Raw genomic sequence first — 1,676 nt, forward strand, 5'->3', positions numbered from 1 at the left:
AACGTGAATGCGCACATAAACGGTCTCAACTGTCACAATGTTGCGATTTGTGACAGTTGAGTGCCGAAAGTGCCCGGTTTGAGGGCCGGATTGTCACATACGTGACCTGCCATCACATGCTTGCGCCAGGTGGTGAGCCTCGGTCACGACTTTTTATCGTTCGGCAAACGTTTTTCGTGTTGCCGCAACCCTTGCAGTGACGAACACCGATCGGCAACTTCGTTGCCGAAATTCAACTTATATAGATCGTTTTCCTGATGATCTAGATTGTTTTTCACGATTTTTTGCACCAGCGGTGACGACGTGCGCTTGCTTTTGGTGATTTTTAGGGGATTGGTGATCTAAATCACTTTGGACTACCGCAATTCACCTCGTCATGGGCAACCTTTCTACGCCGAACTTCAACCCGGTTTATTCTTATAAACCTCAAGAGCGAACAACAATTCCCACCGGAGGTGCCGAAGTTAAACCGAACGGCTTTCGGCATGACTCATCCCGACATCTCATAGGCTTTTGAACTAGAGGAAGGTCAACAAGGAGAGAATGGGGGGACATCATCTTCATAAAAAGAGAACACCCCAAAAGTGAGTTTTGACTCAAACTATTGGGGTGTAGTAAATTTTGCAAGGCTTTTTAAGTGTGGAAGACCACTTCAAAAGAACGAAGATTGTTGTTTGTGGTTGGCTTCTTGTCAGACGATTGTTGACCTTTATGTGCGGAGCGAAATGCGTCGCTGTTTAGCCAGTTCTCATAAGATTCTTTTGAATCCCACTTCGTGAAAACAACAAAGCTTACGTCTTCTTTTTCACTTTCTAAGAAAAGAAATTCTACGCATCCTTCCACGTCTTTCATACGATCTTTGCTTTTTTCAAATCTTCCTTTAACCATTTCATGCTGGTCTTTTTCTACATGAAGTTCATTCATCACAACATACATCATTGTTCCTCCTTCATCATTTCCTATGTTTCAGTATAGGGGATGTCCGAATCTGTGACAAATATGTACATGCAAACGATAATTGGTTATAATAAAAGATAAGAATGAATCTCCAAGACGACTTCGTCAGATGAGTAGATGTTGCTTTGCAGCAAGAGATGTTAAGGGAGGAACAAACATGCGTTTATTTCTATTGTTAGCAGTATGTGCGGCTTTTTTAGTTTCCATCATGACAGCTGGAAAGAATTCAAAACCACATCAATCGTAATCGTGACAAACCCTCTACTTTTTCTTAAAAGTAGAGGGTTTTTATTAATTTAACTTAGGGAAAGACTGTTGCCGCAACGCTTCATATAATAAGATTGCCGCAGCGTTTGATACGTTCAATGAACGTATTAGTTCATTTTGTGGCAAGCGAATGCAGCGATTCGGGTATGTTTCAGCTACCCATTCTGGAAGTCCTTTCGTTTCTTTTCCAAAAACAAAATAATAATCCTTATTTGTATCGCTATAATCAAAGTTGGTATACCAATCACTGCCCGTCGTTTCAACAAAAAATACATCTGACATATCCCGCTCCGCTAAAAAAGCTTCTAAAGATTGGTGGTAATTGATGTTTACATTTGGCCAATAATCACAACCAGCCCGTTTTAACATTCGATCCTCGGTTGAAAAGCCAAGTGGATGAATTAAATGGAGGCTGTTGACGTCCCGGCACATGTGCGGGCAATATTGCCTGT

Annotated in this window: 2 protein-coding genes; both read right to left on the reverse strand. The window is 41.5% G+C overall.

All coding sequences use genetic code 11. The annotated features are described in order from the left end of the window. Positions 1-633: 633 nt before the first annotated feature. A complete protein-coding gene (locus JCM19037_RS21525) occupies positions 634-939 on the reverse strand; it encodes an antibiotic biosynthesis monooxygenase (RefSeq protein WP_238544863.1) in 306 nt (101 codons plus the stop codon). 309 nt (positions 940-1,248) lie between these two features. Beyond that, the coding region (locus JCM19037_RS21530; RefSeq protein ID WP_307189916.1) for a tRNA (cytidine(34)-2'-O)-methyltransferase at positions 1,249-1,676 on the reverse strand (428 nt) is incomplete at its 5' end.

Source organism: Geomicrobium sp. JCM 19037, from assembly GCF_000698105.1.
In the GTDB taxonomy this organism is placed as follows: domain Bacteria; phylum Bacillota; class Bacilli; order Bacillales; family Marinococcaceae; genus Geomicrobium_A.

What these genes read in the sequence shown, in the direction of transcription:
- JCM19037_RS21525 (WP_238544863.1), bottom strand. Translation starts at nt 939, where the DNA reads ATGATGTATGTTGTGATGAATGAACTTCATGTAGAAAAAGACCAGCAT.